7 protein-coding genes are annotated in these 7797 nt (G+C 62.6%); 5 read left to right on the forward strand and 2 right to left on the reverse strand.

All coding sequences use genetic code 11. The features are described 5' to 3' along the window. The first annotated feature begins 698 nt into the window (after positions 1–698). From I4J89_RS48760 to I4J89_RS48770, 3 genes are all read left to right on the forward strand, one after another. The gene (locus I4J89_RS48760) at positions 699–1340 is read left to right on the forward strand and encodes a hypothetical protein (protein WP_196421050.1); all 642 of its coding nucleotides are present in this window, start codon (positions 699–701) and stop codon (positions 1338–1340) included. 470 nt (positions 1341–1810) lie between these two features. Next, positions 1811–2446, forward strand: a complete 636-nt coding sequence (locus tag I4J89_RS48765) for a hypothetical protein (RefSeq protein ID WP_196421051.1) — start codon at positions 1811–1813, stop codon at positions 2444–2446. Between the two features lie 420 nt (positions 2447–2866). After that, positions 2867–3484 (forward strand): hypothetical protein, encoded by a 618-nt coding sequence (locus tag I4J89_RS48770; RefSeq protein WP_196421052.1) that lies wholly within the window; start codon positions 2867–2869, stop codon positions 3482–3484. Positions 3485–3800: 316 nt separating this feature from the next. Here I4J89_RS48770 and I4J89_RS48775 read toward each other — a convergent pair whose 3' ends face one another. Further along, positions 3801–4355 carry a hypothetical protein gene (locus I4J89_RS48775; RefSeq protein WP_196421053.1) on the reverse strand — a complete coding sequence of 185 codons (555 nt, stop codon included), beginning with the start codon at positions 4353–4355 and terminating at the stop codon, positions 3801–3803. Positions 4356–4760: 405 nt separating this feature from the next. Between I4J89_RS48775 and I4J89_RS48780 the strand changes: the two genes are divergently transcribed. Then, complete coding sequence (locus I4J89_RS48780) at positions 4761–5390, forward strand: hypothetical protein (RefSeq protein ID WP_196421054.1); 630 nt, start codon at positions 4761–4763, stop codon at positions 5388–5390. Between the two features lie 406 nt (positions 5391–5796). Beyond that, complete coding sequence (locus tag I4J89_RS48785) at positions 5797–6372, forward strand: tyrosine-type recombinase/integrase (protein ID WP_309238808.1); 576 nt, start codon at positions 5797–5799, stop codon at positions 6370–6372. Positions 6373–6452: 80 nt separating this feature from the next. Here the strand turns inward: I4J89_RS48785 and I4J89_RS48790 are convergent, their stop codons facing one another. Next, complete coding sequence (locus I4J89_RS48790) at positions 6453–7025, reverse strand: hypothetical protein (protein ID WP_507236538.1); 573 nt, start codon at positions 7023–7025, stop codon at positions 6453–6455. Between the last annotated feature and the right edge of the window lie 772 nt (positions 7026–7797).

The following is a 7797-nucleotide window of genomic DNA, read 5'->3' on the forward strand; positions in this document are numbered from 1 at the left end:
GCCCTTCGCTCCGAGCCAAGCGATCTGGGCGTCGGCCTCCAGGGCGAGCACGGCGACACAACGCACGAAAGCGGCGGCGAATTTGGGGCCGGGCTGTTCCACGAGGTCAGCCTATTGGCTCGCCCGGAGGCAGACACGGCGTCCTCATTTGGCCGATGAGCACGCGCGGCCTCCGAAGTGACAGTGCGCGCTGAGCTCGCCGCCTGCGGGTAGGGCGATCACGCCCACCCGAGGCAGCACTACCCGTGGCCTGGCACCTCGCTGGAGGTCGACGTAGCGCAGCGATGGCGGAACTCGGCGAACCACTGACGGACTCGATCGTCATCGTGCATGAATGTGCCGTCCGGGCCGGCGGGCATGTCTATGCCGTGGAGTAGTCCCGGAGCCCACCAGGTGACCTCGTCGTCGACCGCAACGTCACCTCGACCTCCGTGCCACTGGGCGGCCCACCGGTCTGCTTCCTCGCGCGTGCGCGTACCGGTCAGCAAGGCGACAAACCAGGCGTCGACTTCCTCGCGGTGAGGAGGCGGTGGGGCGGAGGTCATGATCTGAGATTGCCGAACAGCCGGTCCCGATGCACGGATTTGCCGCTCCGGGCGTGCTGGCGTTCATGGACACGTTCCGGACACTTGAGGTGTTCGCGGAAAACTGAAGGCCCCGGCCACCGATCTGTCGCCGCCAACCGGCATCATCTTGCGATGATCAACTACCGGGTCGGTATTGCGGTCCTCGCGGCGGTGTCGGCGGCCGGGTGTGCTGCGCCCGGCACGACCCCGGCGGTAAGTCCGTCCCCGGTTGTGGTGCCGTCCGGGTGTGTGCCCGAACGGGTGCGGTGGTCAGCACCGGTCACCGAACCGCGCCTGACCCAGGTGACGCTGCACCAGGAAGACGGCGACATGACCGGCCGACCCGTCCTGGACGCGCCGTTCACCCCGTCGATCACCGGCGTGAACGCGCCGGCCGATTGGACCAGGATGCTCGCCGCGTCACTCAGCGAACACGCCGGCATGAAGGTCAAGACCGGGCCGGCCGTACTCCCGGACGGCGGTTACGGCTTCCCCATGCAGGTCACGGACGACCCCGCCATCCCGCAGACCCTGTTCTTCGAAGGCGCCACGATCGTGTCGGCCGAGTTCACCGTTTCTTGCACCACGGCCCCGGTCACCGGCGGGTTCACCTCCTGGACCAAGGTCGACTTCGGTGGTCTGGCATGCGGCAGTATCGACCCGCCGACCGAGCCTCTGGCACGCCTGGCGATCGGCTACTGCCCAGCCACGGCGGCCCCCAGGCCTTCCGGATACATCGACGCTGTCCCGTTCGATGAGGACGAGCAGTTCTGACCACGCAAGTTGCCGTTGGCCCGTCAGGCATTGCGTCCCGCTCCTCACAAACAACCAGAGGTCAAGGTCGTGGCTCGATCCAGGCCACCACTGACTACGCCGTCATGAGGCACGTAGCGGACCGCCTCATCTGCAAGCACGTCAGGAATGACCACATCACCGGTTGGCATCGACGAGGGAAGCACCGCTGCGCTGCACAGACCCCCGCCGGGCGTTCGCCGCCGACGCTCCACGTGCTGCCGCGCTCCAGCGCACACACACTCATCGAATGGTGATCACGGTTCACCCTGACGCGCGAAGCTACCGGACCGCCAGCCGTTATCCTGATTTGCCGCCGGGCGTGCGCGGCGCTGAGCGCGGCAGTCACGCTCCGTACGATCCGCCAGCGGTCGGTACACATTTCTCCCCGACGTGCACGCACCGTTCGTACCCATAGAGGTGCGTGGTTTTCAATGATTGATCATTGGCGGATGACGTTGATGCTGCCGCGCGTGCTCGTCTCGGCCGACTTGGTCGGCAGCTCTGGCTTCCGCGCGCAAGTAGGCGCTGAGGTGTCATTGGCGTTGGAAATCTATTGCCGTCACCGAGTGCGTGCCTTGGATCAAGAACCTCGACCGGCGCCGGCACGCCGCCGTGCTGGCGGTGAATCAGCCGACGAGCTCGTCCTCACCGGCGTCGCGGTCCCATTCGAGCGCACCTGTCCACTTGGCGGGTGGGTGCTGGACGTCGCCGGCATACCCACCTACATCATCGAGGCATCGGAGGCACCCGGGCCGAACGTGATCCCCGGCATCAACGACCGCGATCCCGATTCAGACCCGGAAGAGCCGTTCCCCAACCGAGGCGCATGGGTACAGGTGCGAGGCAATGTCAGTGTCGCCGATGGCTACGTGGTGGATGAGATCGAGCAGGCACTGCAACGCAGTGTCGAACGGCCCTGGCTGGTAGAGCGCATCGTGCGGTTGGTGCCCGCTGGCTATGGACACCGAACGCTACACACCCATCCGCAGCAAGTAGAGGAAATCCGTCACACCGGCGACACCAGCAGCTATCTGCTGGACCTTGTCACCCCGGCCACGAATCCATCGGTAAGCCCTGGTGCCTGACAACGCGCGGATCTGCCGCTGTCCGAGCGCGCTGGCCGCCAGGGAGCACGTCACGCGCCGTAGCCGGGTCGCGGGCGCTCGACGTCCGACTTTGCCGAGAAGCGGATGCTGTGGCGATGGATAAACAGTGGGCTCCGTGCGACACGGCTGGCGTGCGCTGCCAGTGGAGCGGAGCCGAAAGTCCAACGACAGGCTGAGACGAGTAAGGGGTTCTTCCTACCGGCTTGGCGCCCCCGGGATACCGTTTGCCTTCTCGATTTGCCGTGGCGACTCCCCGGCAGCTCTGCGCCGTCTCGTCGACGGCACGATCATCGGAGGTTCCGTGGGCGAGCAGGCCGGTAGTACGACCGACGCGGACCCCGCGACGCTGCCGCCCGACCCGGCCTGGACCGGGACACCGCCGTTGCAGCGGTCGGCGTGGTGGCAGGTCTGCTGACTGGATTGTGTCTGGTAACCGCGGACCGGCTGGACGAGTCCGCCGTCACCCGTGTGTTGGCGGTCCTCGCGGTCGGCGTCGCGACGCTGGCGCTGGTGGGCGCCGTCGTCGGGCAGATGACCTCGACGCTGGCTAGAGCTTCACAGGGCGACGGCCGACGACGCGGTGTCCGGACGATCGCGGTGTCAGGCGTCTTCGCCGGCCTGGCCGTCGTACTGGCCGCTTCCGCGGCGATTCTTGTCGTGCTGCGACAGGAAGCCCGGCGCCCGGATACTCCTCAGCTGACATTCACGCTGGTCGGCAAGCCGGGAGAGACCGCGCTGTCGGTGCAGCTTGTGCTGCCGGATCTGGCCGAGGGATCTCTGGTGGACGCCACGTTGACGGGAATGACCTACGACGCCACGCAACACACGCTGGCCCGTGCCGTGGTACCGGCCGACGCGCACGGCCTCGCCGAGGCGCGACTCGTTGCCGCCGCCAGCGACGAGTACCGCAATCTGGTGGTGCAAGCGCGTTCGCAGCGTCGCACCTGCCGGGCAACGCTCTCACTGGAGGAGCCGATCGAACAGGTACCCACCCTCGAATGCCGGACCAGTCCCTGAGCTGGCGCATCGCTGTTCGGCACAGCGGTGAACATGGCCCGCGACTGCGTACGACCGGCGGCAGATCCGACACCGTGCCGGAAACGTCCTCAGACTCCCGCCGCTCGGCGCCCATGATCCTGGCGCCCGTGCTCGTCGAGATCATGGTCTCCGTACCGGCAGCGCGCCCTCGTTTGCCGCTGTCCGAGCGCGCTGGCCGCCAACGAGCACGTCACGGGCCGTAGCCGGGATCGCTGGCGCTCAGCGTCCGACTTTGCCGATGTGCGGCCGCCATAAGCAGCTCTTTGAAGCGCCGCCAGTCCGGCTCCGGGGACGGTTACTGCTTGAGCAGCAGAGTCCGAGCCGTCTCGATGACGTGCTCGAACCACTGCTCGCGTGGTGCAATCTCGCCCTCGACGGTGCGGTAGGGCTGTACGTGGCCATCCGCGTGTTCGAGCATCCAGCGCTCCGGGCGTTCGAGGAGGCCGTAAGCGTCCTGGGCGGCCAAGTCCTCGCCGCCAATCAGGCGATTGCGCCACTCCGCGGGGGCGACGTTCCAGCCGGGAGGCGGGTCGCGGAAGTAGAGGCCGATCCACCCAGCCTCGTACCAGAGCCTCAGGACGGCCGCACACGTTGATGCAGACCAAGGGCCGTGATGCACGGCGAATGGTTCCAGCCCGTCACGCGAGCCCCACGGAATCTCGTACAACGGCGCCTCTTCCAGTACGGCAATCTCCATCTGCCACAAGAAGTCCGTGAGATCGTCCACGGCGAGCATTATGGGCTGCGGCGGTTGCCAGGCGCGCTCGCCGAGGATGCCGGCGAAGGTGCATGTTGGCTCCAGCAACGCCCTCACATGCCGCTGGTGGGCGCGCTGGTCGCTCACGAGCACGTCACTGTCTGTAGCCGGGGTTGCGGACGCTCGACATCCGACTTTGCCGAGTTGAGTGCATCTACCCTGAGTGGAACACAGCCAGAGAAGAGCTGCGGATCGCGATTATATGCCGACTAGAAGCTTTTTCTCTCAGAACCAAGTTTCTTCCTCCCTGGCAGGGGTTTACGCGGATCCTAAAGGCGCATGCTGTAGTCATCGATACGCGACGGGGCTGAACTCAGGATGACACTTTTTGCCGACCTTCCACCGAGTCAAATTCGGTATGGGGTTGTTCTTAATGATTTGTCTGACGACGTGTCTTTGCCGTACAGCCTGGGGGGCGGCTGGCAAATTAGGCGAGCGACGCCCGCGGAGGTTAATGAATTTAGGCCAGCATTATTCGTCTACTCTACGGCGCAGTCGATGATCGCAACACCGGCAGGTCTTTCGGTTCCCGCAATACAACACGAATGCGAAGTTGACACGATCGGCAATGGGGTGCGGTCCATTCCGCTAAGTGATCCGGGAGCTTGGCGCTATACAGTAATTCAGCCTCTTGAAAACAGTACGTTGACGGGAAGGGCGGTTGCTGAGACGCTCCGTCTCTCGGAAGCCGATCTGTGGGTGGACCTCTGGGCCGCTTCAGCACCCGATGGTGCAGGCGCTGGTAGCCATGCGATCGGAGGTCATCCTGGACGTTGCCTGCAGTTCTTCGGACGTGGCCGGGAGCATCTTCCCGAGGTTCCAGCACTTGATGAGGTTGCGAAGCTTATCGAACTTAGGGCTAATTTTGATGACTCAAGCTTCCCCGAGATCGCTCGCCTTGTCGCTCAGTTCGTCGAGTTGGATGTGTTGCCAGATTATTCAAGTGCCAAGAACATGAGTTACTTTTCTCTGATCGAGGGCGCACTTAGTCACGCGCCTGAGCCGTCAGATCCTTTCGACTCGATTACTAGGCAACTAAAGCGCAACCTTTCCCTCCTTGAACATAGGCTTCCAAACCCCGAAAGCTTTGGGCTTGGCAAATTCTCGAAATCAACTGGGCTTCCCTAGGTGGTTTCAAAGCTCTACAGCTATCGGAGCGCCATCGCTCATGGCGGCGACGGAACCAAAGACCTTGATTGGCTAGCGGAGCGGAGGCCGGATGGTCCGGGGCAGGACAACAAACACCTTTGGATAGGGAAATACCTGCGTTCGATCGTCAAAAAACTACTCTTGGCTTCCCTTCGGGAACCTCAGCTGGTTTCCGATCTCAAAGGCTAGCTGTCCCCGCATTCCGTCCCCATCGCGGTCCAAACGATGCGCTCTCATGCCGCTCCGAGCGCGCTGGCGTTCATCGTCGCTGGTGACGCACGGTGGTACATGACTGCCTCACTCACCCCCAGGTCCAAACGTCGTCTCGTCCGAGCAACTTGTAGTACATGCCGCGGCGTCCGCCTTCCTCGGCCGCCGCCCCACCGTGCCGGCCGAATCACCGACCCTTGGTCTTGGCCATCTGCAGTTCGAGGCACTCATCACCACCGCCCGGCAGTCCACCAACCCGAACGACTTCGCCTTGATCGCGCTACTCGGCCTGCTCGGGCTGCGGATCTTTGAAACCTGTAGCGCCAGCATCACCGACCTGAGCGAGGAACACGGCCACCGCGTCCTGCGTGTGTGTGGCAAGGGCGGCAAAGTTGTCCTTGTTCCGCTACCACCCGCAGTGGCCCGAGCCATCGATCGGGCCGTTGAGGAACGCATCGGCGGGCCGATCCTGCGCAACACCATCGGCGCTCGGATGGACCGGCACGCCGCGACTCGCCGACTCAAGCACCTCGCCGCCACCGCCGGCATCGAGATGCCCAGGATGCACCCACACATGCTGCGCCACACCTTCGTGACCACCATGCTCGACGCCGGCGTCAGCCTCCGCGACGTACAGATCGCCGCCCGCCACGCCGACCCGAAGACCACCATGCGCTACGACCGGGCACGCAAGAACCTCGACCGGCACCCCAACTACATCCTCGCCGCCTACATGGCCTCCGGTACATGACAGTGAGTTGCGGGCCTCACCGAGCTACTCTGCCGAAGATAGTGCACATGCCTTGATGAAGAGGTTTCGCCGGCAGTGATCTATCCTAAACGGATACGCTTCGCTTCGAAGGTTTGTAGATTGGGCGCCAAATCAAGGGACCATACCGAATCGATGAACTGGTGAGCAAAATTTCCTAGGTCTTGAAGACAGAACGTCTCGTCTCCCATGGCAGTTACGGTCGTATGATATTCGCCTTGCTCACCGCACATGTCGAACTCGATTCGACTCTCGTTGTATCGAAACGAGCCATTCAGAAAGTCTAGCGTCAACTTGCGCCCTAGAACCCCTCTTTGATAGAACGGTGCGGCCATTCCGGATACCACAGCCGTTATTCGGAAAGTCGAGAGCAGCGAAATGATTTCGGCCCAGTATAATCCGAGCAACGGAGCGCGCAGTTGGATGGAGAGGGTCGATAGCATCCGGGCAAGCCAGTATTCATTCATGTCAGACTCTGTGGCGAATATGTCGCCCGTAACAACCGTCTTCACGCCATAGGCGTCTCGCAAATACGCGAAGGCGCGCCTGTAATCATCGGCCCACCGATGACTGTCAATCGCAATGAAGAGATGCTGTACGCCTAAGATCGAACCCTGAGTCTCCAGAAGCCCCAACGGGTGGCACCTAAAAAGGCCTTCCTGTGGAACAAATGTAACAAAGAGAACCTGATCGCGAGGAGCTGCGTGTACCTGTTGCTCTAAGCAAAACGCAAGGAAGGAGTCTTTACCGCCGCTCCATGCATAGCACGTGGTGGAGTTATGACTTCTCATTAGACCTCAGATGCTGGTGGCAGCCTTTAGAGGGACGATTCTATTAGAGTAAGAGCAGGAGCACGGCACCCCTTCGGTACCTGCCCGGCTCCGGGCCAACGGAACCTACGAGCGTGTTGTCGCGACTCCACACCTTGCCATCCCGATCAACAGACCCTACGAGAGTGTTGTTGCGATCCCACACCTTGCCATCCCGATCAACGGACCCTACGAACGTGTTGTCGCGGTCCCATACCTTGCCATCTTGATCGACAGAGCCTGACAGCTCATTGTCTTGGCTCCATGCCTTTCCGCTCGCATCCACAGAGCCGGACAGCTTGTTCTCTCGACTCCATAGACGTACTACTCTGTTAACGCCTCCGCCCATAGTCGCTCCTAAGATCATCTCAGTCACTGTGTCTGTCAGGGCATCCCACGATGCTGTCGCACCGGGCGCAGGACCGCATCGTCGTTAAGGCCGAAGGATGGCCGTCTATCGTCCAAGGCGTGCACTTACCTGCAAGCAGTGGTTCCGTCCAGGGACAGTTCCGTACTTGTTGAAGTGGTTCAGGCAGCATGATGTCGTCTCGCCGCTCTGGGTGAGTTACGGATCTCGAGGTGTCGTTGTGGGTGGTCG

The sequence above is a fragment of the Actinoplanes aureus genome, from assembly GCF_015704865.1.
In the GTDB taxonomy this organism is placed as follows: Bacteria; Actinomycetota; Actinomycetes; order Mycobacteriales; family Micromonosporaceae; genus Actinoplanes; species Actinoplanes aureus.